The following is a 26,060-nucleotide window of genomic DNA, read 5'->3' as shown; positions in this document are numbered from 1 at the left end:
CGCTGCGCGCGGCCGGTGTGTGATGCCGTCAGTGATTGACGATGTCGCCATGCATGGCCGCCAGCCGTGCCAGCAACCGGTTCTGCGTGCGGCGTGGAATCCTGCGCTGATCCATCGCCCAGTTCAGGTCCTCCACCAGCGCGTTGAAGTCGCCTTCGCGAATGACCAGGTGCGCGTGCGCCTGCTGCATCGATTTGGCGGTATCCGGGCACGGGCCATCGGCGACATGGCAGAACTTCTGCACCAGCCGCTCGTTGAGCATCACGATGTTGACGCGCGCGAAGGTGTCGACGATGCGTGGATCGTCGGCGATGCGCGACAGCATGGTTTCCACCAGCGTCTCGATGCCGGCCTGTCCGCCGAGTTCGTCATAGAGCGTGGGGCGCGGTTGCGTGGTGGCGCAGGCGCCCATCAGCGCCAGCACGCCCAGCAAGGACCAGCGCAGCCGTCGATTCATCACAACGCCACCTGCAGGGATAGATAGAGGCCGCGCTGGTCGGCGAGCGTGGCGATGTCGCCAAGCTCGGCCCATGCCGCGGTCAGGGACACATGCTTGCTGGGAAACCAGGCCACGAATCCATCGGCCCAGGCCTGCTCGCGGGCGAAGCCGAGGTTATCGGGTTTGTCGCGGTACTCCACGCCGACCACCCATGCCGGCGACAGCACGACGGCGGCGCTGGCCTCGCCGACCAGCCGGTAGCTGTTGCGACGATCGCCGCCGAAACCGAGCAAGCCGGCCTGATTGGCGCGGGTTGCGCGCAGCGTGCCGTTGAGCAGCAACTGGTAGCCGCCCGCGCCCTGCAGCAACAAACGGCTGGCGCTGACATACACATCGGTGCCGTGATCGTCGCGCGCGCCGATCGCCAGCGGCAGCGTGCCATCGCGCAGGCGTTTGTACTGCACGCCCACACTGACCTGTGGCGCATGACCGTAGACCAGATCGCCATAGACTCGCAGCTTGGCGCCGAACACGTCCTGGCCGAGCGCATTCCATGGCAGGCCCAGCCGGTCCTGCAGGGTGCCCAGATCCAGCCGCTGCCGCGCCAGCGACAGTTCCAGCCGGTTGCCGACCGTCAGCGCGGCGCCTTGCACGTCGAGCCGGTAATCGCCGCTGTCCACATGCGTGGCAAACAGGACGGTGCCGAGTTCGTCGCGGGTGCCGTAGCCCGACAGCGTGGCCCACGGCACGATGCCGCCCCCGCTGCTGCCTTCGATCATCGACACGCCGCCGGTGGCGAGCAGACGCCCATCACCCGCGATCACCGACGCGGGCGCGATGACCAGCCCGGCCAGTGCCGCAGCCAGCAGCGTGCGCCGCCACCTGGTCATCGATGCACTCCTGCCTGCGCTGCCGGCGTCGTATCGAGTTGGCGCAGGCACCAGGCGACCAGCGGCACCTCTTCCAACGGCGGCGCGTACAGATAGCCTTGCACCATGTCGCAGCCGTAACCGCGCAGCAGTCCCAGGGACGTGGCGTTTTCCACGCCTTCGGCGATCACGCTCAAGCCCAGGTTATGCCCGAGATCGATGGTGCTGCGCACGATGAACGCATCGTCCGTGCCTTCGGCCAGCTGCATGACGAAGCTCTTGTCGATCTTCAATTCGTCCACCGGCATGCGCTTGAGCTGCGCCAACGAGGAATAGCCGGTGCCGAAGTCGTCGATGGACAGCCGCACGCCGACGCTGCGCAGCTGATGCAGCATGTGCAGCGCGGATTCGACATCGCGCATCAAGGCGCTTTCGGTCAGCTCCAGCGTGACCGACTGCGCCGGCACCGCGTGATGCTCCAGACGGCCACGTACGTAATCCGGCAAGCCGGGGTCGGACAGGTCCAGCGCGGAAAGATTGATTGCCATGCCCAGCTCCAGGCCCTGCCGGCGCCACTGCGCCTGGCAGCGCAGCGCCTCGTCCAGCACGAAGCGGGTCAAGGGGTGGATCACGCCGGAGTGCTCGGCCAGTGGAATGAATTCGTCCGGGCCGATCGCCCCGAGCACCGGATGGTGCCAGCGCACCAGCACCTCCACCTGCTCGACGCGATCGTTGCGCAGGCAGATCTTGGGCTGAAAGCGCAAGGTCAGCTCGTTGCCACCGACGGCCTGGCGCAGATCGCCGGTCAGGCGCAGCCGGCGCAGATGCTGCTCGTCCTGGCCCAGGCGATACACGCTGGCACCGATGGTGCTGACATTGCCGCCCTGGCGACGGGCAATGTCGGCGCGCCGCAACAAGGTGTCCGGGTCGGCGCCGTGTTCGGGGATCAGGGCGATGCCGATGCTGGCTTCCAGCTGGATCCGCGCCTGCGGCAGCGCCAGCGGGCGGCGCAGCTGCAGCAGCAAGCGCTGTGCATCCTGTTGCACGGTGGCGGCATCGGTCTGCGCCACCACCACCATGAATTCGTCGCTGCCCAGCCGCCCGACCAGATTGGGTTCCTGCACCACGTCGGCAAGACGGCGGCCCACCTCGACCAGGACCTGGTCGGCGAAATCGTGGCCCAGGCTGTCGTTGAGTTCCTTGAAGCGTTCCAGATCCAGGATGAGCACCGCGGCGGTGCCGCCGGACGCCACGGTCTGCTCCACCACGTCCTTCAGCCGCTCCAGCAAGCAGATGCGATTGGGCAGACCGGTCAAGGCATCGTGGCGCGCCTGATGCAGGATGTGCTGCTCGCGACTGGCAATCTGCTGCTGCATGCGCCCGAAGCTGTCGGCCAACTCGGCCAGTTCGCGCCCGGATGGCACTTCGACGGCGGTGTGGTAATCGCCGCGCTGGATGCGCCGTGCGGCCTGTACCAGCTGCGCGACCGGCCTGCTAACGCTGCGCGCCAGGAAGATCGCCACGCCCAGCGCCGCAGCCGTGGCCAGACCCGCCAGCAGCAGGATGCGCAACTTGAGCACGCGATAGGGTGCCACCGCGCGATCCAGCGAGGCCTGCAGCGCAACCCGCACATGGCTGTCGCCCTGGATCGACTGCAGTTTGACCAGGTAGCGCGACTGGGCCAGGGTCAAGGCGACCGCCGCGCCCTGCGCGCGTTCGGCGGTCGGCAACTGCTGCGCGAACTCTGCACGCGCGGCCGGCTCCAGGGTGGAGGCCAGCACGCGCACCGGCGGGCCATCGGTGAAGAAGGTCGCATCCAGCCCGGTGGTGGAACGGAAATCCTGCGCCAGGCCGTCGCCGGATTCATTGCCGATCGCGATCCAGCCCACCCGGCTCGGTGCCAGCACCTGCACCACCGCCAGCCGCACGATGCGGTTGTCCAAGGCCACCACGCCGACCGCACGCCCATCGCGCTGCGCCTGCTGCAGCAGGGTCTGCACGGCGCGCAGCTGTTCGGCTTGCGGCAAGTCGGCGAGCCCGGTCAGAAACTCCCCGTCCGGGGACAACAGCAGCGCGGTCTGCGCCGACATGCGCGCAGCGTGATTGCGCAATGCCGATTGCATGGTCGGCACATCGCCACTGGCCACGGCCGCGCGAAAGCCGAAGTCGTCGGCCAGCACCGAGGCCGACTGCATCAGTTGCTCGTCGCGGCGCAGATTGATGCGTTGCCAGACGCGCTCGCCGATCTGCAGTTCTTCGCCCAGTTGCGCCTTGACGCTACGCTCGGTGGCGACCTGCACCGCAATGAAGGTCAGTGCCTGCGTGGCGAGCACGACCAGCACCAACAAGGCCGCGATCCGGGTATGCAGGCGCATGGCCTTCATGGCTTCGGCGTCTTCGGGTCGGCGCGACGGAACTTGTCCTGCAGCGCGCGCACGCGCGCATCCAGTGGCGCGACCACGGGCGCGGCGCCGGTGGTCTGCAGGGTCACGCGCCGTTGCATGGCCTGGCGCGCAAGTGCCACCGGCTCGGTGAGCGCGGCGCCCTTGATGCGCGGATGCCAGACCCGCAGCGTGTAGTTGCCTGCCGGCGCATCCAGCTGCACGCGGCCGTCGCTGCCGGTCTTGCCGAAATACGGTGTGTCCACCACCAGGATATAGCCCAGCATCCAGTCGTGGATATTGCAGCCCACCGTCACCAGACCGGCTTGGTCAAAGCGCACCGGTGCGGCGGTGCTGCCCTGGAACAGCGGCAATTCGAAGCGCTTGGCGGGGGAGAACGAATAGACCTGATGGCGAATCTGGTCGTTGTTGGGAAACCGCACCAGGGTGCCGGTGCGCACCGCCAGCACGGCGGGCACGAACTGCGAATTGACCTGGTCCATCTCCACGGTCCGCGGCGCGCCGGCGGCAACCGGACGTGCCGGCTCCAGGCTCACCACCGCATCGACCAGCATGCCGTTGGCATCGACGACGGTCACGCTGAGCGGCGTTGCTAATGCGCAGCTTGCGGCGCAGTACGCCAGCACCCCGCAAACCGGGCCGATCCGTTTGAACCACTGCATCCGCATGCGCCCCCCAAGCTAGTGCACTCAGCAGCGGGCGCCAGGCGAGTCCGACGTCGCGCTAGCGATCAGACTGGGTTATCGGCTGAGGTGAATGCAAGCTTTAACCGGCCGCCAGCAGAATTTTATGAACCAAACTGTGGCGGAGGTCATCGCCGATGCTGCGAGCGCAGCCGCTGGCTGCGCTGTCGCGGCTGCGAACGGATTACTTCAGCTTGATCTCACGCAGACGTTCTTCCAGAAAACCGTGCGCGGTAATCGGCTCGGGGTAGCGGCTCGGATTGTCGGCGGTGATGCACGAAGGCAGCACGTCGATCAGGAAATCCGGATTGGGGTGCAGGAAGAACGGCACCGAATAGCGCGGCTTGCGCGCCTGTTCGCCCGGCGGATTGACCACGCGATGGATGGTGGACGGATACACGTGGTTGGTCAGGCGTTGCAGCATGTCGCCGATGTTGACCACGATGGTGTCGGCGTCGGCAGTGAACGGCACCCACTCGCCATCGTTGGAGCGCACTTCCAGCCCGGCCGCGCTGGCACCGACCAGCAAGGTGATGAAATTGATGTCGCCATGCGCGCCGGCACGCACATTGGGAATGTCGTCGCTGGTGATCGGCGGGTAGTGGATCGGCCGCAGGATCGAGTTGCCGTTGTTGGTCTTGTCGACGAAATACTCCTGCGGCAGGCCGATATGCAGCGCCAATGCCGACAGCACGCGCGAGCCCAGGTGATCCAGCTGCTGGTACAGGCGATAGCCGCGCTCACGGAACCCGGGCACCTCTTCCGGCCACAGATTCGGCGCCATCACCGCGCGGTAAGGCGAATCGTCCGGGATTTCGCGGCCGATATGCCAGAACTCCTTCAGATCGAAATGCTTGGAATCCTTGGCGGTTTCCACGCCGAACGCGGTATAGCCGCGCGCACCGCCGCTGCCTTCCACGTGGTAGCGACGCTTGACCTCTTCGGGCAGCGCAAAGAACGCCTTGAACACCTCGTACGCCGCGTCGATGTCGGCCTGCGCGATGCCGTGGTTGCGGATGCCGGCAAAGCCCCACTGCCGATAGGCCGCGCCGAGCTCGGCGACGAAAGCGTCGCGGTCGCTGTCGAAACGGGTGATGTCCAGGGTCGGGATGCGGGCGCTCATACGGATATCTGCAGTTGAAGTCGGGAAGTCGAAAGGAAGGCCTGCCGCTCAGGACAGCAGGCGATACAACAGGTAGAACGTCGCGGCCTTGGCAAAGACCACGCACACAGCAATGATCAGCGACTCACGCCGCGTCACGCACGGCCCCGGAGAGACGGTCGAGCGTGTCCTGCATCAGGCCGGCGTCGTCGGCTTCCACGGTCACGCGCACCACCGGCTCGGTGCCGGACGGACGCAGGAACGCACGTCCCCGGCCATGCACGGCGGCCTGCGCCTGCTGCAGTGCCTGCTGCACGCCGGCGGCCTCCACGATCGCCTTGGCCGCCCCGCCATCCAGCCGCACGTTGACGGTCTTCTGCGGCACCTTGCTCAGGCTGCTCAGGGCCTGGCGCAGGCTCTGCCCATCGCGGCCCAGGGCCTCGAGCACCTGCAGCGCACTGACGATGCCATCGCCGGTGGTGGCGCGATCCAGGCATAGCAGATGGCCGGAGGTTTCGCCACCCAGCGTGCCGCCGCCTTCGACCAGCGCCTGGTGCACATAGCGGTCGCCGACCTTGGCGCGCTGGAACGGGATGTTCCGTGCAGCCAGCGCCTGTTCCAGGCCGTAGTTGGTCATCAGCGTGCCGACCACGGTGCCGGTGAGCCGGCCGCTGGCCTGCCAGGAGCGCGCGAGCACGTAGAGCAGGTCGTCGCCATCGACCGGGTTGCCCTGGTCGTCGGCCATCAGCACGCGGTCGCCATCGCCGTCGAAGGCGATGCCCAGCTGCGCGCCGCTCTCGCGCACCTTGGCGGCGAGATTATCGATATGGGTGGAGCCGACACCGGCGTTGATATTGAGCCCGTCGGGCGCGGCGCCGATGACGACCACGTCCGCACCCAGCTCGCGGAACAGCATCGGCGCAATGTGATAGGTCGCCCCATGCGCGCAGTCCAGCACCATCTTCAGGCCGTGCAGGGTGAACCCGCGCGCCACGCTGGCCTTGCAGAATTCGATGTAACGGCCGATCGCATCGCGGGTGCGGATCGCCTTGCCCAGGCGCTCCGATTCCACGGTGTGGAACGGCTCGTCCAGCGCGGCCTCGATCGCCGCTTCGGTGGCGTCGTCGAGCTTCTCGCCTTCGGCGGAGAAGAACTTGATGCCGTTGTCGTAATGCGGGTTGTGCGAGGCGCTGATCACCACGCCGGCATCGGCGCGCAGCGTGTTGGTCAGGAAGGCGATGGCCGGGGTCGGCATCGGGCCGATCAGCTGCACGTCGGCGCCGGCGGCGACCAGGCCGGCTTCCAATGCGGCTTCGAACATGTAACCGGAAATCCGCGTGTCCTTGCCGATCAGCACCAGCGGACGCTTGCTGCGGCCCTGGGTCAGCACCCGACCGAGCGCATTGCCCAGCCGCAGCACGAAATCGGCCGAGATCACGCCCTGCCCGACCCGGCCACGGATGCCGTCGGTTCCAAAATACTTGCGACTGCTCATGCGTTGCGGTGTTCCTGCCTACGGGTGGACGCACGCGCAGCGGCGCGTGCGACGGGGTCGCGCCAGCGCGCGGCCACTGGCCTCATGCGGCCGCGTCCTGCGGATGCGGCTGACGCATCATCATCGCGGTCAGATCGGCGATGCGGTCGCGCATGTCGCGGCGGTCGCAGATCTGGTCGATGGCACCGTGGTCGAGCAGGAACTCCGACCGCTGGAAGCCTTCCGGCAGGGTCTCGCGCACGGTCTGCTCGATCACGCGCGGGCCGGCGAAACCGATCAACGCATGCGGCTCGGCGATATTGATGTCGCCCAGCATCGCGAACGAGGCCGACACGCCACCGGTGGTGGGATGGGTCAGCACCGAGATGTACGGCAGGCCGGCTTCCCGCAGGCGCCCGAGTGCCGCGGAGGTCTTGGCCATCTGCATCAGCGAGAACAGGCCTTCCTGCATGCGCGCCCCGCCGCTGGCGGAGAAGCATACGAACGGGCAGCCGACTTCCAGCGCCACTTCGGCCGCGCGTGCGAAGCGCTCGCCGACCACCGAGCCCATCGAGCCGCCCATGAAGGCGAAGTCGAATGCGGCGGCGACCAGCGGGTTGCCCTTGAGCGTGCCGCGCATGGCGATCAGCGCGTCGTACTCGCCGCTGCTCTTCTGGCTGGCCTTGATGCGCTCGCCATAGCGCTTCTGGTCCTTGAACTTGAGCACGTCGACCGGGCCCAGCTGGGCGGCGATCTCGGTGGTCGCGGTGTCGGGATCGAACAGCGAGTTCAGGCGCGCGCGCGCGCGGATCGCCATATGGTGGTCGCACTTGGGACACACCTCGAGGTTTTCCTCGAGCTCGGGGCCGTACAGCGCGCTGCCGCAGTTGCTGCACTTCTCCCACAGGCCCTCGGGGACGCTGCGCTTCTTGGCCGGGGTGTTCTCGGTGCGGATGCCGGAGGGCATCAATTTGCTGAGCCAGCTCATGCGTGTATGACAATCCATGCAGGGCGGCCATGTGGGCCGCAGAGGGGCGACAGTCTAACGCGCTGCGGGAAAGCCGAGGTAGCGCGCAGGCTAAATGCGGGCCCGGGTGGCCCGGCCCGCGCTTGCCGCGCCGCCGCCCCAAGGCTGGCGTGCCGGTGGCGCGCCAGCTGTGCCCTTCCCGCCCGCAGGCGCAGAGAGGCTGTGGTGTCAGGCCTGGTCGAGCGCCTGCCGCAGCGGGGCCAGGAACGCCTCGGCGCGTTCGCGGGCGCTGCGGACATCGGTGGCTTCGGCCAGTGCGGCGACCAGCGCGCTGCCGACCACCACGCCGTCGGCGTCGACGGCCATGGCGGCGGCGCTGGCGGCGTCCTTGATGCCGAAACCGGCCACCACCGGGGCGCCGGCACGCCGGCGCAGCTGGCGCAGGCGGTCGCTGGCGGCATGGGTGTCGAGCAGGTTCGAGGCGCCGGTGACGCCGGCGAAGCTGACGTAGTACAGATAGCCCTGGGCGCTGCTGCACAGCATGTCCAGGCGCTGCTCGCTGGTGGTCGGCGACGCCAGCGCAATCAGCGCCAGGCCGACCTCGGTGAAGATCGCCCGGGTCTCGTCCGCCTCTTCGGGCGGCAGATCGACCAGGAGCAGGCCATCCACGCCGGCAGCGACGGCGGCTTCGGCGAAGCGCCGGGTGCCGTGGATCTCGATCGGGTTGAGGTAGCCCATCAGCACCACCGGCGTGGTGGCGTCCTCACGGCGGAACTCGTGCACCGCTTCCAGCACATAGGCCAGGCCGGCTCCACGGCCCAGCGCGCGCTCGGAGCTGCGCTGGATGGTGGGGCCGTCGGCCATCGGGTCGGAAAACGGCACGCCGAGTTCGATGACATCGGCACCGGCGCGCACCAGCGCATGCATCACCGGCACGGTGGCTTCCAGCGACGGATCGCCGGCGGTGATGAAGGGGATGAGCGCCTTGCGGCCATCGGCACGCAGACGCTGGAAGGTTTCGTCGATACGACGCATTGAAAGACCTTGCAATTGTTAGAGGCGGTGCGACCGCCTCAATGGATGTCCTGGTACATCGTGGCCGGCAATTCGGTCAATGCCTGGGCCTCGACCTCAAGGTCGAAACTGTCCAGGCAGCAGCCGCAGCCGCTGTTTTCCGAACACATGCGGATCTGCGGCGCCCAGCGGTCGAGCCAGGCGAACAGCAGGTCCTGTTCGCCTGGCTGGTCGGCTAGCGCGGTCACGGTGACGCGCCGCAGCGGCATCAGACCTGCACGCCTTCGCGTGCGGCGATGGTGTGCACGTCCTTGTCGCCCCTGCCGGACAGGTTGCACAGGATCAGCGCATCCTTGGGCATCTCGCGCGCGAGCTTGATCGACTGCGCCACTGCATGGCTGGATTCGAGTGCGGCCAGGATGCCTTCGGTATGCGCCAGCAGATGGAAGGCGGCCATCGCTTCGTCGTCGGTGATGCCCTGGTAGACCGCACGCCCGCTGTCGGACAGGAACGAATGCTCCGGGCCCACGCCCGGGTAATCCAGGCCGGCAGAAATCGAATGGGTTTCGGTGATCTGGCCGTCGTCGTCGCAGATCACATAGGTGCGATTGCCGTGCAGGACGCCGGGGCGCCCGGCGGCGATCGACGCCGCATGACGGCCGCTGGCGATGCCGTCGCCGGCCGCTTCGGCGCCGTAGATCTTGACACCTGGGTCGTTGAGGAAGGCATGGAACAGGCCGATCGCATTGCTGCCGCCGCCGACGCAGGCGCTGAGCGCATCCGGCAGGCGGCCGAAATCTTCCAGCATTTGCGCGCGCGCTTCGCGGCCGACAATCGCGTTGAAGTCGCGCACCATGCGCGGATACGGATCCGGGCCGGCCACGGTGCCGATGATGTAGAAGGTGTCCTGCACGTTGGTGACCCAGTCGCGCATCGCTTCGTTGAGCGCGTCCTTGAGCGTGGCCGAGCCGGAGGTCACCGGTATCACGGTCGCACCGAGCAACTTCATGCGGTAGACGTTGATCTTCTGCCGCTCGATGTCGGTGGCACCCATGTAGACCACGCATTCCAGGCCCAGCCGGGCGGCCACCGTGGCGCTGGCCACACCATGCTGGCCGGCGCCGGTCTCGGCAATGATGCGGGTCTTGCCCATGCGGCTGGCCAGCAAGGCCTGGCCGATGGTGTTGTTGATCTTGTGCGCGCCGGTGTGGTTGAGGTCTTCGCGCTTGAGCAGGATCTGCGCGCCGCCCACTTCGCGGCTCAGGCGCTCGGCGTGATAGATCGGGCTGGGCCGGCCGACGTAATGCTTGAGATCCTTGTCGTATTCGGCAATGAAGGCCGGATCCTGGCGCGCCTGGTCGTAGGCGGCAGACAGCTCCTGCAAGGGGCCGATCAAGGTCTCGGCGACAAATCGGCCACCGAACTTGCCGAAGTGGCCGGCAGCGTCCGGATAGGCGTAAAAGTCACTGATGGGCTGGGCCGACATGGGAATCCTCTGCAGCGATGCGGTCGTACATGAGGCATTACTGTAGCGCAGCCACGGCGTGCGATAAATCGATAAGATTGCCGCAACCTGTGATCAGGACTCACATATGAGCACACTGCTTCCGCCGCTGGCAGCGCTGCGCGCGTTCGAATCCGCCGCACGTCTGCAGAGCGTCAGCCGGGCCGCGCAGGAGCTGCACGTGACCCATGGCGCCATCAGCCGGCACGTTCGCTCGCTGGAACAGGCGCTGGGCACGGCGCTGTTCACCCGCCAGGGCCGCGGCCTGGTGCTCACGCCTGCCGGCGCCAGGCTGCGCGATGCCACCGGCGAAGGCTTTGCGCTGATCGGCGACACCTGGGCAGCGTTGCGGCGCCCCACCAGCGAGGCGCCGCTGGTGCTGGGCTGCTCCGGCAGCCTGCTCGCGCGCTGGGTCATCCCGCGGCTGGGCCGGCTGCAGCGGGATCTGCCGCAGCTGCGCCTGCACTTGTCGGCCAACGAACAGGCGCCCGGTCCGGACCTGGATGGCCTGGATGCGGCCTTGCTGCTGGACACCCCGCCGTGGCCAGGCGAGTGGCAGGTGCACGAGCTGGGCGTGGAGTGGATCGGCCCGGTGCTGAGCCCGCAGCTGGCATCGGCCACCCGGCTCGATGGCAGCGCGGCGATCGCCCTGCTCGACCACGCCTTGCTGCACACCCGTTCGCGCCCGCAGGCCTGGCCGGAATGGGCGCAACGCCACGGCCTGGCACCCGAGGCGCTGGGCTTCGGCACCGAATTCGAACATCTGGTCTATCTGCTGGAGGCGGCCGCGGCCGGCCTGGGCGTGGCGATCGCACCGCAACCGCTGGTTGCCGCGGACCTGGCCGCCGGGCGCCTGCTGGCGCCCTGGGGCTTTACGCCGACGTGCGGCCGCTGGGTGCTGTGCGCCGCAAGGCGCAACCCCGATCCGCGCATCGAACAGCTCGCCGGCTGGTTGCGTCATGCACTTTCAGAGGATCAACAGCACACCACGGATGCCGCAAGCGTCTAATTGGAACGCTCAGTGATCGGCGAAACAGCGACCGAACAATCGATCATCAGAGAAGCGAAAGATCTAGGGCAATCAAAACAACGAAGCAGACTGCCCGCTCCGATTCCCCAATCCCGATTCCCGATTCCCGCCCCCAACTCACCCCATCTCGTGACAATCGGCCCGACGCACTTCTTCGACGAACTTGCGCATCATGTGGCCGTCCTTGATCCCCGGCGCCAGCTCCACGCCGCTGGACACGTCCACGCCCCACGGCAGCGTCGCCACGATCGCATCGAACACGTTGTCGGCGGTGATGCCGCCCGCCAGCAGAAACGGGCGATGCAGGCCGGTCGGCAGCCGCGACCAATCGAAGGTCTTGCCGGTACCGCCACCGGCGCCGGGCGCATGGCTGTCGAACAGGAAACCGGCGGTATTGGGATAGGCGAGCTGCAAGGTCCGCGCGTTGGCGTCCTCGCCGTTCATGCCCGTGCTGCCCATCGGTATGGCCTTGAGATACGGCAGGTTGAAGCTGCGGCAGAACGCGTCGTCTTCCTCGCCATGAAACTGCAGCAAGGTCGGGCGCACGGTACGCACCACTTCGCGCACTTCTTCCTTGGAATTGTTGCGGAACAAGGCCACCACATCGACCATCGGCGCGGTGGCCTGGCGCATTGCGCGCGCCTCGGCCGGCGCCACGCGGCGCGGGCTGCCATGCGCAAAAATGAACCCCACCGCGTCCACACCCAGCTCGCCGGCCAGTCGAATATCACCGGCGCGGGTCATGCCACAGAACTTGATACGGGTGCGGTACAGCGATCGATTCATTGGGTTACCTCAGCGGGCAGATGCCACTCTGCGGGATACAACGGCCCGATGAAGACCAGACCTTGTGGCGGCGCTGTCGGCCCGGCCACCGTGCGGTCGCGACCGGCCAGCAACGTCGCGATCCAGTCGCCCGGTTGTTCCCCGGTTCCGATCAGGATCAGCGAGCCAACAATATTCCGCACCATGTGATGAAGGAATGCATTGGCCTGGACCTGCACCTCCACCACCTCGCCGATGCGTTGCACGCTGATGGCCTGCAGGTTGCGGCGTGCGTGCAAGGCCTGGCATTGCACGCTGCGGAATGCGCTGAAGTCGTTCTCGCCCAATAACGCCTGCGCGGCCGCGTGCATGGCATCGGCATCCAGCGGGCGGCGTTCCCAGCTCAAGGTCTGGCGATACAGCGCCGGGCGTATCTGCCGGTTGAGCAGGCGATACCGGTAACGGCGTGCGCGCGCGGAAAACCGCGCGTGGAAGTCGGCGGCCGCCGGTACGCACCAGCGCACCGCGATCGAGGGCGGCAGGCGCGCGGTGGTGCCCAGCATCCAGCCACGCGGCGCGCGGTGCGCATCGCTGTCGAAATGCACCACCTGGCACTCGCCATGCACGCCGGCATCGGTGCGGCCTGCGCATACCACCTGCACCGGGGCATCGGCCACCGAGGACAGCGCCGCCTGCAGGCTGGCCTGCACGCTCGGCCCACCCTGCTCACCCAACTGCTGCCAGCCCTGGAACTCGCTGCCGTCGTACTCCACGCCCAGCGCGTAACGCATCGGAACCTGCCTGTTGTCGAATCGATGGAGCGTGCGCGGACTAGCCGACGGCGCGCTCGGACCACACCGCCAGCGTGTTACCGCCCGGCTCGCGGAAATGAAACCGGCTGCCGCCGGGAAAACCGAACACCGGCTTGACGATCTCGCCACCGGCAGCGCGTACGCGCTCGCCCATGGGCTCCAGCGCGTCGGCATACAGCACGATCAGCGGACCCGCATCTGCCGACGCTGCCGCAGTGGCGCGATAGAAACCACCGTCCAGACGACCGTCATTGAAGGCCAGATAATCCGGACCATAGGCCTGAAACTGCCAGCCGAACACGGTTTCGAAAAACGCGCGGCTGGCATCCAGATCGAGCGAGGCAAATTCCACGTAATCGATGCGGCGCTCGCGTGCGGCGGCCTGTGCGGCGGCCAGGCTGTCCAGCGCCGGGCTCATGCCAGCCGCTCCAGCAGTTCGGCGGCTTCGGCGCGGGTGGCCTCATCGCCGGTTGCAGCCACCTCCAGCAACAAGCCACGCGCGGTGTCCGTGTCGCCGAGATCCATGTAGGCCACGGCCAGTTCCAGACGATCGCGGCCTGCAGAGACGAACCCCCTGGTGCTCACCGCGCTGGGCGCAGCGGCCGGGGCGATAGGCACCGGGTCGATTTCCGGACTGTCCTGCGTGGCGACCGACGCAAGCGGCACGCCCGGCGCGCGATCGCTACCGGCGCGCGTGGCGTCTACGTCCTGCGGCTGGCCGTACGGAAGCTCCGCAGGCGCGGACCTCACCTGCTCCGGCACCGGTTCCTCAGGCGCAACGAACTCCGGCTGCACCACCGGAGGCGCTGGCGGCGTCGCACGCAGCGAGCGCCAATCCTCGCTGGCAACCACCGACGGCGCTGCGACAGGCTCGGACAGCAGCGGTTCGCGACGCAACACATCGGACAGCGGCTGCTGCGCCTGGTAGGCGCGCTCGTCTTCGCGCAGGTCGGCCTGCTCGAATTCGGTTTCATGCAGCACATCGTGCTCGCTGGGCACGGTGGCCTGTGCATCGTCCTGCAGCGCCACGGCGTCTGCCGCGGCGCCGGCAGGCACGATGTCGAACTGACGCTGCGGCAACGGCGGCAGCGGCGAGGGCTTGCGCCGGCGTGCCGCCAGCCAGGCGACGACCGCCGCGACGAGCAACACCAGCCCGCCGATCAACCACAGTGGAAAACCGCCACCCTGCTGTGCCGCGGCCGGCGTTTCGGACAAGCGCTTCTGCGCGGCCGCCAGGTCGGTGTCCTTCATTGCGATCAAGGCTTGCTGTTGCTGCTTGAGCTTCTCCAGATCGGCCACGCGGGTGCGCAGATCCTGCAATTCCGCATCGCGGGTGGCGATGTCTTCCCTGGCCTGTTGCAACTGTTGGTTGGCCGCCATGTCGCCCTCGCCTTCGGCACTGGTGCCGGACGTGGCGCCGGCCTGGTTGGTCTGACTCGCCACTGCCGGGGCGATCTCGAGCCGCGCGCCGGCACCTGCCGACGTCGCAGCAGCTGCGGCAGGTGCCGGCGTTGCAGCGGCTGCACCGGCCTCGGCCGGCTGCGGAATCGCTGCGCGCGCCTGTCGCCACTGCGCGGCCTGCTCGCGCACCATCACCGCCGCCTCGGCAGCGCCGACCTGCGCCAGCGCATCTTCCTGCGGGGTGCGCAGCACCGCACCCTGCTTCAAGCGATTGATGTTGCCGTCGATGAAGGCATCCGGGTTGGTGCGCAGCAACGCCAGCATGGTCTGGTCGAGCGAATGCCCGTTGGAACGGGCCACGGCGGCAGCGATTTCGGACAAGGTCTGGCCCGAGCGCACCGCCGGCAGCGCATCGCCGGCCGGCGCCGGCGCGGCAGCGCGCGTGCCGGAACGTGTGCCGGGCGCCACTGCGTCAGCAGTCTGCCCGGCGCGTTCGGCAACGGCTGCGGGCGCGGCGGCCGGCTCACGTGCGATGGCATTGCTGGCCCCGGCGCGCGGCGCCTCGATGGAAGGACCGGCGATCGCAGCCGCGGTATTGGGCGCATCGACCAGTGCGGAATACTCGCGCACCAGCCGGCCCTGGCCCCACTCCACCTCGATCAGGAAGTTGATCGCCGGCTGGTCCACTGCCTGGCTGCTGGTCACGCGGATCACCGCACGCCCGCGCGCGTCCTGCGCGAACTGGAACTGCAGGTTGCTGACCAGGCCCTGCGGGCGCTCCAGGCCGACCCGTGCAAACGTGGTGGCCGATGCCAGCGCCACGCGTGCGTTGTCGAGTTCGCCCGGCTCGTTGGAGATGACCGGAATCTCGGCCACCAATGGCTGCCCCGGCCGGGACAGCACCCGGATATCGCCCAGGCCCAACGCCATTGCAGCGCCGCTGCAGGCCATCAGCAGCAGCGCACCTATCCCTTGTATCGGACGCATCGCGCCCCCGCCCCTATGTTTCATGGGCATCAATATAGCCGCTGCATGGGCGAAAAAGTCGGCGCCCCCCGCGCAGAGCGCGCATGCCGTGGCGATACCGCGATGCGACACCCATGCAGTAGGCCATCGGCAGCGCGTTGGTAGGAGCGCACTTGTGCGCGATGAGGCTTCACCGGGACAGCTTCATCGCGCGCCAGCGCGCTCCTACGGGCTACCCGTGGTCAGCCTTCCTGCGCGACCAGCTCGGCCAGCTGCACGGCGTTGAGGGCGGCGCCCTTGCGGATGTTGTCCGAGACGATCCACAGGTTCAGGCCGCGCGGATGCGACAGGTCCTCACGGATGCGCCCGACGAACACCGCGTCCTTGCCGGACGCGTGCGTGACCGGGGTCGGGTAGCCGCCAGGCTTGCGCTCGTCCACCACTTCCACGCCGGGCGATGCGGACAGCAGCGCGCGCGCATCATCGACGGTGATCTTGTCGCGGGTTTCGATCGCCACCGCTTCGGAGTGCCCGTAGAACACCGGCACGCGCACGGCGGTGGGGTTCACCTGGATGGAGTCATCGCCCAGGATCTTGCGCGTCTCCCAGACCAGCTTCATCTCTTCCTTGGTGTAGCCGTTGTCCTGGAAGTCGTCGATGTGCGGAATCAGGTTGAAGGCGATCTGCACCGGGAAACGCTGCGGGTCGATCTGCTGGAAGCTCAGCAGCTCGCTGGTCTGCTTGCCCAGCTCTTCCATCGCCGAACGCCCGCCGCCGGAGACCGACTGGTAGGTCGCCACATTGATGCGCTCGATGCCGTACTTGCGGTGGATCGGGCCGAGCGCGACCAGCATCTGCATGGTCGAGCAATTGGGGTTGGCGACGATGCCGCGCGGGCGCTGCTTCAGCGCTTCGGGATTGACCTCCGAGACCACCAGCGGCACGTCGTCGTCGTAACGGAACGCGGAGGAATTATCGATCACCACCGCGCCGGCGGCGGCGAACTTGGGGCCGTACTCCTTGGACACGCTGCCGCCCGCGGAAAACAGCGCGATGTCCACGCCGGTGGGGTCGAAGTCGGCCAGATCCAGCACGTCGACCTTGCCGCCATTGAACTCGACCTGCCCGCCGGCCGAGCGCGCCGAGGCCAGCGCGTACAGGGTGGCGACCGGGAAGTTGCGCTCGGCCAGGATGCTCAGCATGGTCTCGCCGACGGCGCCGGTGGCGCCCACGACCGCGACGTTGAAACGACGGTTTTCGTTGCTCATGAGATTGTCTTTATCGAATGGGGAAAGAGGGGAACGCGCTTGCGCAGTGGGTTCGGGGAACCTCCAAAGCTGGCCGCGGAGGTTCCCTATCGTTTGGTCGTGATGGTTTTGCCGGCGCCGGTGTTGGTCGCTTCGCCATCGCGCACGCCGGCCTGTTTGGCAGCGGCCACCGCATCGGCATTCAGCGCGCTCGGCGGATGGCCGGCATTGGGGCCTTTGCCCAGCGCGGCAATCAGGTTGTCCACCGCCAGCTGCACCATCGCGCGGCGCGTGGCCAGGCTGGCGCTGCCGATATGCGGGGTGAGCACGACGTTGTGCAGGGCCAGCAGTTCGGGACGGACCGCAGGTTCGCCTTCATAGACATCCAGCCCGGCAGCGGCCAGGCGCCCATTGGCGAGCGCATCGGCCAGCGCGATTTCATCGACCAGGCCGCCGCGCGCGATGTTCACCAGCGTGGCGCTCGCGCGCATCTTGCCCAGCGCGGCGGCATCGATGATGTGGTGCGACTCCTTGGTGTACGGCAGCACCAGGACCAGGTGATCGGACTGCGCCAGCAGCGTGTCGAAGTCCACGTACCGCGCGCCGAGCGCGTGCTCGGTGGCGGCCGGCAGCTGGCTGCGGTTGTGATACAGCACGCGCATGCCAAAGCCGTGCGCGCCACGGCGGGCGATGCCCTGCCCGATCCGGCCCATGCCCAGGATGCCCAGCGTGCTGCCGTGGATATCGGCGCCGAGCATGGTCTTGAACGACCACTGCCCCCACTGCCCGTCGCGCAACCAGCGCTCGGCTTCGGTGATGCGGCGCGCGGTGGCCATCAGGACTGCAAAGCCGAGATCGGCCGTGGTCTCGGTCAGTACATCCGGCGTGTTGCTGGCCAGGATGCCGGCCGCACTGAGTGCGTCCAGATCCAGGTTGTTGTAGCCCACCCCGACATTGGCGATCGCACGCAGCCGCGGCGCGGAGCCGATTTCCGCCGCGCCGACACGCTCGTTGAGGGTGATCAAGGCACCGTCCAGCGATGCCAGCCGCGCGGCCAGGTCGGCCGGCGAATACGCAGTGACGCGCTCGGTGGTGGTCAGCTCGAAATGCTCGCCCAGCTGCGCGACGACATCGTCGAACAGCGGCTGGCTGACCCACACCTTCGGGCGCGTTGCTTCAGACATCGACCTGACCAGGAATACGTGGCGCCACCTCGCCGACATCGCCGCACTGGGCGCGATGACGCAAGGCCTGGTCCATCAGCACCAATGCCATCATCGCCTCGGCGATCGGGGTGGCGCGGATGCCGACGCAGGGGTCGTGGCGGCCGGTGGTGATCACATCGACCACTGCGCCATCCGCATCCACGGTCGCGCCGGGCAGGCGCAGGCTGGAGGTCGGCTTGAGCACCATCGAGGCGGTGATCGCCTGGCCGGTGGAAATGCCGCCCAGGATGCCGCCGGCATGATTGCTGAGGAAGCCTTCCGGGGTGATCAGGTCGCGGTGCTCGGTGCCCTTCTGCGCGGCGCTGGCGAAGCCGTCGCCGATCTCCACGCCCTTGACCGCGTTGATGCTCATCAGGGCGGCGGCCAGTTCGGCATCGAGCTTGCCGTAGATCGGCTCGCCCCAGCCCGCCGGCACGCCGCCGGCCACCACGTCCACGCGCGCACCGACCGAATCGCCGGACTTGCGCAGCGCGTCCATGTAGGTTTCCAGCTTCGGCACCTGCTCGGCATGCGGCCAGAAGAACGGATTGTCCTCGACCGCATTCCAGTCGAAACCGGTCGGGCGGATCTCGCCCAGCTGCGATAGAAATCCGCGCACCAGCACGCCGTAGCGCTGCCTGAGCCACTTCTTGGCGATCACCCCGGCGGCCACGCGCATGGTGGTCTCGCGCGCGGACGAGCGCCCACCGCCGCGCGGATCGCGGATGCCGTACTTCTGCCAATAGCTGTAGTCCGCGTGCCCGGGACGGAACTGCTGGGCGATGTTGCTGTAGTCCTTGCTGCGCTGATCGGTATTGCGGATCAGCAGGCCGATCGGCGTGCCGGTGGTGCGGCCTTCATAGACGCCGGACAGGATCTCGATGTCGTCGGCTTCGCGGCGTGCGGAGGTGTGCCGGCTCTTGCCGGAGGCACGCCGTTGCAGATCGTGGGTGAAGTCTTCCGGCGCGATCTCCAAGCCCGGCGGGCAACCGTCGACCACGCAGCCGATCGCCGGCCCATGCGACTCGCCGAAGGTGGTGACCGTCAACAGGCGGCCGAAACTGTTACTGCCCATGACGGCATCCTCTCAACATTGCAGCAGGTGGCGTGGCGCGCAGCAGGCGCGGCAGATGACGTACCGCCACCAGCATCGGCGCCACCGCGAACAGGCCGCTGAACACCAGCGTGAACACATCCAGCCCGTGACGCCCACCGAGCAGCCAATCGGCGAGCAGGTACAGCGCAACGCCGACGCCGACCAGCAGGCCGAGCGCCACGACCAGCGTGCGGCGCCGATGCGCGCGCAATGCCGCATCCGGACTGACCACCACGATCCAGGCCGAGACCAGGCCGAAAAACGCCATCAGGCCAAAACCGATCTCCGCCGCCGCGCTCAACCAGCGCTGTTGCCAGGGACCGCCGTACATCGGGTCGAACAGGCGGTACACCACGTCGATCAGGCCGAGCGGAATGCCGACGCCGAAGATGGACACCGGCAGCAGCAACAGCAGATCGCCCAGCTGCGGCCGCGTTGTGGACGACTCAGCGCGCACTGGCCAGCTCGGCGATGCGCGCGCCGTGCGCGATCAGCTCGCAGCATTCGACCGCGAAGATGCCCATCTGCCCGACCTTGAACTCGACCCAGGCCAGATCCACTTCCGGCAGCAGCTTGATCAGATGCTGCTCGGACTCGCCCACTTCGCAGATCAGCAGACCGTCCTCGCTGAGGTGCTGCGGCGCATCGCGCAGGATCTTCAGCACCAGATCCAGGCCATCGTCGCCCGCACGCAACCCCAGCTCCGGCTCGTAGGAATACTCCTGCGGCAGCGCGTCGGTTTCGTCGTTGGTGACATACGGCGGATTGGTGACGATCAGGTCGTACTGGCGGCCGCCCAGCCCGGCGAACAGGTCCGACTTGAGCAGGGTGACGTTGTCGGCATGCAGGCGCGCCTTGTTTTCTGCGGCCAACGCCAGCGCGTCGTCGCTGATGTCAACCCCATCCACGTCCCACTGCGGGTTGTAGTGGCCCATGGCGATGGCGATACAGCCCGACCCGGTGCACAGATCCAGCGCGCGGGTGACTTCGCGGCCGCCCAGCCAGGGTTCGAAGCCGGCTTCGATCAACTCGGCGATCGGCGAACGCGGCACCAGCGCGCGCGCATCGCTCTTGAAACTGAGCCCGGCGAACCAGGCCTCGCCGGTCAGGTACGCCGCCGGCACGCGCTCGTTGATGCGGCGCTCGAACAGGCTCAGCACCTGCTCCTTTTCCGAACGCAGCAGACGCGCCTGGCCATAGGCCGGGCCCAGGTCGTGCGGCAGATGCAGGCTGTGCAGGACCAGCTGGGTGGCCTCGTCCAGCGCATTGTCGTAGCTATGGCCGAAGGTCAGACCGGCTGCATTGAAACGGCTGGTGCCGTAGCGGATCAGGTCGATGATGGTGTGCAGTTCGTCGGCCGCGGCGGCAGTCATGGCAACAACTAAAGAGGAGTCGGCCCCCGATTATAGAGGTCGGATCGGTATCATGAGCGTCCGTTGCACTGGAAACCGCCATGTTCAATCGCAATACCGGCATCGTGCTGCTGGTGGCGCTGGCCGCCGGCCTGGGGCTGTTGCTGGGCCAGAAGTTCCTCGGCGCCGCGCCCAGCTCGCCGTGGCCGCCCACCCGGACCATCACCTTCTATCCGCAGCCACGCACCCTGCCGCAGTTCAGCCTGCGCCAGTCCGACGGCACCCAGCTGGTGCCCGGCGAGCTGAAGGGACATTGGACGCTGGTGTTTTTGGGTTTCACCTTCTGCCCGGATGTCTGCCCGACCACGCTGACGGACCTGGCGGTGGCGCAACAGCAATGGGAAACCATCCCCGATGGCCTGCGCCCACGCGTGCTGTTCGTGTCGGTGGACCCGCAGCGCGATCCGCCGGCACGCCTGGGCGACTACGCGCATGCCTTCCACAAGGACACCCTGGCCGCCACCGCCGACGTACCGGCGCTGCAGCGCTTTGCCACCGCGCTGGGCTTCGTGTTCCAGAAGGTCCCGGGCAAGGGCTTTGCGGACAATCCCAACGACTACAGCATGGATCACTCCGCCGGCATCGCCGTGCTCGACCCGCAGGGCCGCCTGGCCGGGCTGATCCGTCCCCCGCTCGACCCCAAGGCGATCGCCGCCGACCTCCAGCAACTGACCAAGGTAACCGCTCCGTGAGTCTCGTCACTTCCCTGGCCTACGTGCTGCCGCACCGGGTGCTGTCCTCGCTGGCGCGCGCGCTGGCCTATTCCGACACGCCATCCACCAAGCAATGGTTGATCGACACGGTCACGCGCAAGTTCGGTGTGGACCTGAGCGAAGCACTGGAGCCGGACCCGCGCGCCTATCCCACCTTCAATGCGTTCTTCACCCGCGCGTTGAAGCCGGGCGCACGCGTGCCCGATGCCGACCCTGCGGCGCTGCTGATGCCTGCCGACGGCCGCATCAGCCAGCTCGGCCCGATCGAGAACGGCCGCATCTTCCAGGCCAAGGGGCAGTCGTTCACTGCCGCCGAATTGCTCGGCGACGCCGAAGCCGCGCAGCCGTTCACCGATGGCCTGTTTGCCACCGTCTATCTCTCGCCCAAGGATTACCACCGCGTGCACATGCCGTGGACCGGCACCCTGCGCGAAACCGTGCATGTGCCCGGCCGCCTGTTCAGCGTGGGACCGGATGCGGTGCGCAACGTGCCGCGGCTGTTCGCGCGCAACGAGCGCCTGGTCTGCCACTTCGACACCGACTTCGGCCCGATGGCCTCGGTGATGGTGGGCGCGCTGCTGGTGTCGGGCGTGGAAACGGTGTGGAGCGGCGTGGAGATCCCGCGCTACGGCGACCGCATCACGCGCAAGGACTATCGCGGCAAGGGCATCGTGCTGGAGCGGTTTGCGGAGATGGCGCGCTTCAACTACGGCTCGACCGTGATCGTGCTGCTGCCGCCAGGTGTCGCCAAGCTCGATGGCAGACTTGCCGCGGAGACATCGGTGCGCCTGGGGCAAGCGCTCGCCCATCGCCAGGTGGGCTGATCACCGCCGCGCGCCTGCGATTGCCCGCTTCGGTTGCAAGTGATGCAACAGCGACGCCCTCGTAGGAGCGGGCCTGACCGCGACAGGGCCTTCTCGACGACGTTCACTGCGCAGGCGCATGTCGCACTCCCAGCTTTCGATGTAGAGCGTCCTCGCCTGCGTTGGAACTACCGGGACTGCTTCGTCGCGGCCAGGTCCGCTCCTACAACGGCGCAGCCCGGCGCAGCCCGGCGCAGTGGCCCGATGCGGTAGGCTTGCCTGCGCTGGCCGACGATCGCCGCTGGTCAGCTCGATGGCCTACTCCGATACAGGAGCATGGGTCCGCGACGAAACGCCGCCGTGACGGTGTCATCGCCGCCAGGCTCGCTCGCTACAAGACCGATGCCCACTCCGGCTCCCAACAAGAACGATGCGGTTGTAGGAGCGGGCCCGACCGCGACGTGGCATTCGCAGTGAGGCTTGGGGCTTGCGCCTTCATGACTCCGGCCTCCGATTCGGAACTGCCTTGCCTGCGCCGATGAAGCTACCGGGACTGCCTCGTCGCGGCCGGGTCCGCTCCTACGGGGGCGACGACCGCTCTTCCGGGTCGTCCGCCCAGCGCAGCTCGCTAATGCGGCTGGCCGTGTTCTACCCGACGTGGGACTGCAAGCGCTGGTCAGCGATCGCAGCCGGCCAGCTTGATGCTTTGCCCCGGCTTGAGCGCGTACGACGGCGCCTTCAGGCCATTGGCCTTGGCCAGTTCCTTGATTTCGCACTGGTATTTCTGCGCGACGCGGCCGAGCGTGTCGCCCCTGGCGATGGTGTAGCTGCGCGCCTGCCTGGCCTTGGGCTTGGCGATCGCCGGCTGGCCGGTGGCCACGGTGGTCGGCACGCCGGCCATCGGGCTGACATCGCCCACCGCCACGCTCGGCACGTATTCCGGAGCGCCGCTGCTGCGCACGATCGCGCTGTTGAGGTCGGCAGTGATCAGGGTGCGCGCCAGGTCCGCGCGCGGGCCGCTGACGCAGTAGCGCGTGTACAGGCTGGCGATGCGGTTGGTGGCGTTGATGACGGTGCCGGCCGGGATCCAGCCATCAGATTCGTAGCGCGGGTTGAGGTTGCGCAGTGCGCGCATGTAGCCGTCGCGCGTACCCATGCTGCCCAGGCAGATGGTGAGCTCGTAGATGGTGGTGGACTTGGCCAGCTTCAGCGTGGCCGGCTGCGCGTCGAGCTTGGCGAAATCCACGCCGTACTGGCGCGGGTGCAGGAAGATCCAGGCCGCCGCGATCACCATCGGCACGTAGTCCTTGGTTTCGGCCGGGAACTGGTTGTAGACGTCCTGCTCCCAGAACCCGCGCCCGCCACTCTGCGTGAACACGCGCGCGGCGCGGCCCTCGCCCCCGTTGTAGGCGGCCAGCGCCAGTTCGATGTTGCGGTTGAGCCCGGCCATGCGCTCGTTGAGGTAGGCAGCGCTGGCCTCGGCGGCGCTGCGTGCATCGAAGCGCGTGTCGAAGCCGGTGCCGTCCGGGCCCAGCCCGAAGCGACGCCCGGTGGCGGGCATGAACTGCATCAACCCAGCCGCACCGGCGCGCGAGCTGGCGTGCACCTTGCCGTTGGATTCCTTGGCCATGATGCCGAACAGCAGCGCCTCGGGCAGGCCGCGTTTCTGCCATTCCGGCCACATCACCCCGCGCAGGTTGCTGTAGTTCTCGTAGCTGGTCAGCAGCGCCGGGCGCATGTCGGTCAGCCAGCGGCGGATGCCGGCCTGCACCGCCGGGTTGTACTGCACCATCTTGTCGAAATCGTGGCGCTGGTCGTTGAGCAACGTGGCCGCACGCGCCGCCTCGGGCACGCCGTTGGCCGCCGGGCCGAGGTGGTCCGGGTCGGCCTGCAGCAGCGTGTCGTCATCTTCCGGATCCTCGGCGGCCGGGGCCTCGGCATCGGCGCGCGCCTTCAGCAGGCGCTTGTAGGTGGCCAGCTGATTGGCGACCAGGCAGCCGCGCTGCTTGATGCAGGCGTCGATGACGTCTTCCATGTCCTCCAGCGCGGCATCGCCTTCGGCAGTGCCCTTGGGGTCGGAGTTGTTCACCAGCACCAGCGCATCGCGATAACGCTTTTCGGCGGCGGCCATGCGGGCATCGAGCACGGCCGCCTTCTCCGTGTCGCGTTTGGAAATGGCGTGGGCAGCGGGGACGACAGACATCAGCGCCACCACGACCAGAACCGGCCATGGGCGCAAACCAAAATGAGCGAGCGGCATCGTAGGCAGTACAGCGGAAAGGCAGGCAGGGTAGCCGCCGGGGCAACACCGGGGCAAGGCGGCGGGGGCAGCAGGGTCAGTGGGCCGTTAGCTTGGCCGTTGCGCCCGGCGCGTGGAATGCCCGCGGGCACTGGCGGTCAGCGGCTGGCAAACCGGCGGCGGCGTCGAACTGCCTGCTGGCGATTGGCAGCGGACCGGCCGACCAAAGTGCGGGGTCGCCCCCGCGCGATTTGGCCAGCCACGTTGCCCGCTAGAATCCGGCTTTTCCCACCGGACCTGCGCAATGGCCTCGTTCCTGCTCGGCAAAAGCGTCACCGACGACATCCCGGTCGTACTGGAAGGACGCTTCGGTAATCGCCACGGGCTGGTGGCCGGCGCCACCGGCACCGGCAAGACCGTGACCCTGATGACCCTGGCCGAAGGCTTCTCGCGCCTGGGCGTACCGGTGTTCCTGGCCGATGTGAAAGGTGATGTCGCCGGCCTGGCGATGGCCGGCGATGGCGCCGCCGGCGTGCTGCAGCGCGCCACGGATATCGGCATCGCCGACTACGCGCCGGCCGCCAGCCCGGTGGTGCTCTGGGACCTGTACGGCCAGCTCGGGCATCCGGTGCGCACCACCGTCAGCGAGATGGGCCCTACCCTGCTGGCGCGCATCCTGGAACTCAACGACACCCAGTCCGGCGTGCTCGACATCGTGTTCAAGCTGGCCGATGACCGTGGCCTGCTGTTGCTGGACCTGGACGACCTGCGCGCATTGCTCGCACTGGTCGTCCAGGAGCGCAAGGAACTGTCCACCAGCTATGGTCTGGTCTCCAGCCAGTCGGTGGCCGCGATCCAGCGCGCCCTGCTGCGGCTGGCGCAGGACGGTGGCGAGCACTTCTTCGGCGAGCCGGCGCTGGAGCTGGCCGACCTGATGCGCGTGTCTGCGGACGGCCGCGGCGTGATCGGCATCCTGGCGGCCAACCAACTGGTGCTCAAGCCGAAGCTGTATTCCACCTTCCTGCTGTGGCTGTTGTCGGAACTGTTCGAACGCCTGCCCGAGGTGGGCGATCTGGAACACCCCAAGCTGGTGTTCGTGTTCGACGAAGCGCATCTGCTGTTTGACGACGCGCCGGCCGCACTGGTGCAGCGGATCGAGCAGGTCGTTCGGCTGATCCGCTCCAAGGGCGTGGGCGTGTATGTCTGCTCGCAGTTTCCCGACGACATTCCGGACACCATCCTTGGCCAACTGGGTAACCGCGTGCAGCATGCCTTGCGCGCGTTCACCCCGCGCGATCAGAAGGCGGTCAGGGCCGCGGCGCAGACCTTCGTGGCCAATCCCAAACTCGATGTGGCCACGGCGATCTCCAGCCTCGGAACCGGCGAGGCACTGGTGTCACCACTGCAAGGCAAGGGCGTGCCGGCGCCGGTGCAGCAGACCTTGATCGCCCCGCCACGCTGCCGCATGGGTGCCATCAGCGAGACCGAGCGCGCGCAGGTGCGCGCCGCCAGCCCGGTCGGCACCCGCTACGACACCGCGATCAACCGTGAATCGGCCGCCGAGCTGCTGGCGCGCCGCGTCGAGCAGGTCGCCGAACATAACGCCGCACCGCCGGCGCGCACGCGCGAACAGGACGATGTGCAAGACAGCGGCTTCGGCAAGGCGGTCAAGGACGCGGTGTTCGGCACCAGCCGCCGCCAGGGCATGCTCGAAACGATGGCCAAGCAGACCTCGCGTAAGATCGGCAACAGGATCGGCCAGCAAATCGTGCGCGGTATCTTCGGCAGCATCTTCGGTGGGAAGCGCTGATCGCAGTGTCACAACCGTGGTTGGGCGATTGCCTGATTGCTTGCCACCAGGCGTTACCAGCCAGAGGTCACATGCAAGCAGGCTCTTGCAACGCTACATCCGCACAG

24 protein-coding genes are annotated in these 26,060 nt (G+C 67.8%); 4 read left to right on the top strand and 20 right to left on the bottom strand.

The features are described from left to right. Nucleotides 1–28: 28 nt before the first annotated feature. The 10 genes from EO139_RS13370 to trpB all read right to left on the bottom strand — a co-directional run bounded on the left by EO139_RS13370 (nucleotide 29) and on the right by trpB (nucleotide 10,436). Complete coding sequence (locus tag EO139_RS13370) at nucleotides 29–457, bottom strand: group 1 truncated hemoglobin (protein WP_119131312.1); 429 nt, start codon at nucleotides 455–457, stop codon at nucleotides 29–31. Next, the gene (locus EO139_RS13365; RefSeq protein ID WP_126971019.1) at nucleotides 457–1,329 is read right to left on the bottom strand and encodes a DUF3034 family protein; all 873 of its coding nucleotides are present in this window, start codon (nucleotides 1,327–1,329) and stop codon (nucleotides 457–459) included. The genes EO139_RS13370 and EO139_RS13365 overlap by 1 nt, the downstream gene beginning before the upstream one ends. Beyond that, nucleotides 1,326–3,692, bottom strand: a complete 2,367-nt coding sequence (locus tag EO139_RS13360; protein WP_126971017.1) for an EAL domain-containing protein — start codon at nucleotides 3,690–3,692, stop codon at nucleotides 1,326–1,328. The genes EO139_RS13365 and EO139_RS13360 overlap by 4 nt, the downstream gene beginning before the upstream one ends. Further along, nucleotides 3,689–4,372, bottom strand: a complete 684-nt coding sequence (locus EO139_RS13355; RefSeq protein WP_126943756.1) for a methylamine utilization protein — start codon at nucleotides 4,370–4,372, stop codon at nucleotides 3,689–3,691. Before EO139_RS13355 ends, EO139_RS13360 begins: the two co-directional genes overlap by 4 nt. A 205-nt stretch (nucleotides 4,373–4,577) precedes the next feature. Continuing rightward, on the bottom strand, nucleotides 4,578–5,516 hold the full coding sequence (locus EO139_RS13350; protein ID WP_104581955.1) for a 2-oxoglutarate and iron-dependent oxygenase domain-containing protein: 939 nt from the start codon (nucleotides 5,514–5,516) through the stop codon (nucleotides 4,578–4,580). A 124-nt stretch (nucleotides 5,517–5,640) separates the two neighbouring features. Beyond that, complete coding sequence (glmM, locus tag EO139_RS13345; RefSeq protein WP_104581954.1) at nucleotides 5,641–6,990, bottom strand: phosphoglucosamine mutase; 1,350 nt, start codon at nucleotides 6,988–6,990, stop codon at nucleotides 5,641–5,643. 82 nt (nucleotides 6,991–7,072) lie between these two features. Next, complete coding sequence (gene accD / locus EO139_RS13340; RefSeq protein WP_046343350.1) at nucleotides 7,073–7,957, bottom strand: acetyl-CoA carboxylase, carboxyltransferase subunit beta; 885 nt, start codon at nucleotides 7,955–7,957, stop codon at nucleotides 7,073–7,075. Nucleotides 7,958–8,164: 207 nt separating this feature from the next. Continuing rightward, entirely contained in the window at nucleotides 8,165–8,971 is an 807-nt protein-coding gene (gene trpA, locus EO139_RS13335; RefSeq protein WP_104581953.1) for a tryptophan synthase subunit alpha, read from the bottom strand. A gap of 38 nt (nucleotides 8,972–9,009) precedes the next feature. Further along, entirely contained in the window at nucleotides 9,010–9,219 is a 210-nt protein-coding gene (locus EO139_RS13330) for a hypothetical protein (RefSeq protein WP_126943952.1), read from the bottom strand. Next, nucleotides 9,219–10,436: a tryptophan synthase subunit beta gene (gene trpB / locus EO139_RS13325; RefSeq protein ID WP_104648020.1), complete on the bottom strand. Its 1,218-nt coding sequence runs from the start codon at nucleotides 10,434–10,436 to the stop codon at nucleotides 9,219–9,221. The genes EO139_RS13330 and trpB overlap by 1 nt, the downstream gene beginning before the upstream one ends. A 106-nt stretch (nucleotides 10,437–10,542) precedes the next feature. On the opposite strand from trpB, the gene EO139_RS13320 reads away from it, so the two are divergent. After that, entirely contained in the window at nucleotides 10,543–11,463 is a 921-nt protein-coding gene (locus tag EO139_RS13320) for a LysR family transcriptional regulator (protein WP_126971015.1), read from the top strand. Between the two features lie 138 nt (nucleotides 11,464–11,601). Here EO139_RS13320 and EO139_RS13315 read toward each other — a convergent pair whose 3' ends face one another. The 9 genes from EO139_RS13315 to prmB all read right to left on the bottom strand — a co-directional run bounded on the left by EO139_RS13315 (nucleotide 11,602) and on the right by prmB (nucleotide 20,349). Beyond that, nucleotides 11,602–12,270, bottom strand: a complete 669-nt coding sequence (locus tag EO139_RS13315; RefSeq protein ID WP_104581949.1) for a phosphoribosylanthranilate isomerase — start codon at nucleotides 12,268–12,270, stop codon at nucleotides 11,602–11,604. Then, on the bottom strand, nucleotides 12,267–13,040 hold the full coding sequence (gene truA, locus EO139_RS13310) for a tRNA pseudouridine(38-40) synthase TruA (protein WP_104581948.1): 774 nt from the start codon (nucleotides 13,038–13,040) through the stop codon (nucleotides 12,267–12,269). The genes EO139_RS13315 and truA overlap by 4 nt, the downstream gene beginning before the upstream one ends. Before the next feature lie 40 nt (nucleotides 13,041–13,080). Beyond that, nucleotides 13,081–13,479: a VOC family protein gene (locus tag EO139_RS13305; RefSeq protein WP_119128527.1), complete on the bottom strand. Its 399-nt coding sequence runs from the start codon at nucleotides 13,477–13,479 to the stop codon at nucleotides 13,081–13,083. After that, complete coding sequence (locus EO139_RS13300) at nucleotides 13,476–15,449, bottom strand: FimV/HubP family polar landmark protein (RefSeq protein WP_164739842.1); 1,974 nt, start codon at nucleotides 15,447–15,449, stop codon at nucleotides 13,476–13,478. Before EO139_RS13300 ends, EO139_RS13305 begins: the two co-directional genes overlap by 4 nt. Before the next feature lie 221 nt (nucleotides 15,450–15,670). Next, complete coding sequence (locus tag EO139_RS13295) at nucleotides 15,671–16,696, bottom strand: aspartate-semialdehyde dehydrogenase (protein WP_016903697.1); 1,026 nt, start codon at nucleotides 16,694–16,696, stop codon at nucleotides 15,671–15,673. Between the two features lie 86 nt (nucleotides 16,697–16,782). After that, complete coding sequence (locus EO139_RS13290) at nucleotides 16,783–17,859, bottom strand: D-glycerate dehydrogenase (protein WP_126971013.1); 1,077 nt, start codon at nucleotides 17,857–17,859, stop codon at nucleotides 16,783–16,785. Then, nucleotides 17,852–18,955 carry a chorismate synthase gene (gene aroC / locus EO139_RS13285; RefSeq protein WP_126943937.1) on the bottom strand — a complete coding sequence of 368 codons (1,104 nt, stop codon included), beginning with the start codon at nucleotides 18,953–18,955 and terminating at the stop codon, nucleotides 17,852–17,854. Before aroC ends, EO139_RS13290 begins: the two co-directional genes overlap by 8 nt. Continuing rightward, nucleotides 18,945–19,433: a hypothetical protein gene (locus EO139_RS13280; protein WP_126943934.1), complete on the bottom strand. Its 489-nt coding sequence runs from the start codon at nucleotides 19,431–19,433 to the stop codon at nucleotides 18,945–18,947. The genes aroC and EO139_RS13280 overlap by 11 nt, the downstream gene beginning before the upstream one ends. Then, nucleotides 19,423–20,349, bottom strand: a complete 927-nt coding sequence (gene prmB, locus EO139_RS13275) for a 50S ribosomal protein L3 N(5)-glutamine methyltransferase (RefSeq protein ID WP_126943931.1) — start codon at nucleotides 20,347–20,349, stop codon at nucleotides 19,423–19,425. The genes EO139_RS13280 and prmB overlap by 11 nt, the downstream gene beginning before the upstream one ends. Nucleotides 20,350–20,429: 80 nt before the next feature. Here prmB and EO139_RS13270 point away from each other — a divergent pair, with 80 nt between their 5' ends. Both EO139_RS13270 and asd read left to right on the top strand, forming a co-directional pair. Next, entirely contained in the window at nucleotides 20,430–21,080 is a 651-nt protein-coding gene (locus EO139_RS13270; RefSeq protein WP_104648026.1) for an SCO family protein, read from the top strand. Further along, complete coding sequence (gene asd, locus EO139_RS13265; protein WP_126971011.1) at nucleotides 21,077–21,925, top strand: archaetidylserine decarboxylase; 849 nt, start codon at nucleotides 21,077–21,079, stop codon at nucleotides 21,923–21,925. Before EO139_RS13270 ends, asd begins: the two co-directional genes overlap by 4 nt. A gap of 655 nt (nucleotides 21,926–22,580) precedes the next feature. Here asd and EO139_RS13260 read toward each other — a convergent pair. Beyond that, nucleotides 22,581–24,164 carry a transglycosylase SLT domain-containing protein gene (locus tag EO139_RS13260; protein WP_104581940.1) on the bottom strand — a complete coding sequence of 528 codons (1,584 nt, stop codon included), beginning with the start codon at nucleotides 24,162–24,164 and terminating at the stop codon, nucleotides 22,581–22,583. A gap of 283 nt (nucleotides 24,165–24,447) precedes the next feature. Here EO139_RS13260 and EO139_RS13250 point away from each other — a divergent pair, with 283 nt between their 5' ends. Next, complete coding sequence (locus EO139_RS13250; protein ID WP_126971007.1) at nucleotides 24,448–25,953, top strand: helicase HerA-like domain-containing protein; 1,506 nt, start codon at nucleotides 24,448–24,450, stop codon at nucleotides 25,951–25,953. Nucleotides 25,954–26,060: the final 107 nt, after the last annotated feature.

The sequence above is a fragment of the Xanthomonas sp. BRIP62411 genome (assembly GCF_003993525.1).
Lineage (GTDB): Bacteria > Pseudomonadota > Gammaproteobacteria > Xanthomonadales > Xanthomonadaceae > Xanthomonas > Xanthomonas euroxanthea.
The sequence above is the reverse complement of the archived record's forward strand: the minus strand, read 5'-3'. Positions and strand labels throughout refer to the sequence as shown.